At 63.9% G+C, this 1,350-nt stretch carries 1 protein-coding gene and 1 other annotated feature; the gene reads left to right on the forward strand.

The genetic code is table 11. The features are described from left to right. The first annotated feature begins 54 nt into the window (after positions 1-54). Positions 55-1,319 (forward strand): IS3 family transposase gene (locus HMI57_RS18255; RefSeq protein ID WP_156808956.1). Its coding sequence is split into 2 segments (ribosomal slippage): positions 55-358 and positions 358-1,319, totalling 1,266 coding nucleotides; the frame shifts between segments, so codons are not numbered across the junction. Beyond that, positions 354-488: a sequence feature (AL1L pseudoknot), on the forward strand. (Overlaps the previous gene by 135 nt.) Positions 1,320-1,350 lie beyond the last annotated feature (31 nt).

Here is a 1,350-nt window from a genome sequence, read left to right on the forward strand (position 1 = left end):
TGAACCGCCCTGGGTTTGTTGGAGGCTTCTGACCTTGGAATCGAGAATAGAGTCATGGCAAAGAGTCAGGGAACTGGGAGGCCGACGGCACGTCGGTATTCGCCGGAGGAGAAAGCCGCAGCGGTGCGGATGGTTCGAACCTTGCGGGCAGAGCTTGGGACCGAGCACGGGACGGTCCATCGGGTGGCTACTCAGCTCGGATACGGGGTTGAGTCGGTGCGGTCGTGGGTCAAGCAAGCCGACATCGATGACGGGCACGTCGCCGGTGTGAGTACTGCGGATGCGGGCCGGATGCGGGACCTTGAGCAAGAAGTACGGGAGCTGCGTCGGGCGAACGAAATCCTGAAACGGGCTGCGAGTTTCTTCGGGGCGGAGCTCGACCGCCAACACCGGAAGTAGTCGCGTTCATCGACGCGAACAAGAACGACGTCGTTGAGGGTCGCCCGCTTGGAGTCGAGCCCATCTGCAGCCTGTTGCAGGTGGCTCCGAGCACGTACTACGCCGCGAGGGACCGTGCACCGTCCGCGCGTACCGTCAGCGACGCGGTTCTGATACCCGATCTAGTGGCCCTGTGGGAGAACAACTACCGCGTCTACGGGGTCCGTAAGCTTTGGAAAGCTGCGTGCCGGGCCGGAATGGACATCGGCCGCGACCAGACGGGCCGGTTGATGCGCGCCGCCGGCATCGAGGGCGCGACACGCTCGAAGCGGGTCAAAACGACCAGGGCTGACCCGGCTGCGGCGCGGCACCCGGATCTAGTCCGGCGGGAGTTCACCGCGGCGGCCCCGAACCGGCTCTGGGTGACCGACCTGACCTTCGTCCCGACATGGGCCGGCGTCGGGTACGTCTGTTTCATCATTGACGTGTTCAGCCGGATGATCGTCGGGTGGCGATGCGCGTCGCACATGCGCACCGAAATGGTTCTCGACGCGATCGAAATGGCCCGTTGGGGTCGTGGTGCTCACCACGAGGATCTTCGATGCCACAGCGATGCGGGCAGTCAATTCACGTCGATCCGCTACGGCGAACGTCTCGCGGAAATCGGCGCAACACCCTCGATCGGGACCGTCGGTGACAGCTACGACAACGCCCTCGCGGAGACGGTGAACGGCTACTACAAGACCGAACTCGTCCGCGGCCCCGCCCGACCCGGACCGTGGAAGACGGTCGAAGACCTCGAGCTAGCGACCCTCGGCTGGGTCCACTGGCACAACACCCAACGCCTCCACGGCTACCTCGGCGATGTTCCACCCGCGGAGTTCGAGCAGATGTTCTATGCTGACCAAACCGACCACGCTCAGCTGGCGGAAATCAAATAGCGCGAGTCTCCATCAAACCCAGAGCGGTTCA

The organism is Arthrobacter sp. 260 (assembly GCF_013116745.1).
Taxonomy (GTDB): Bacteria; Actinomycetota; Actinomycetes; order Actinomycetales; family Micrococcaceae; genus Arthrobacter_D.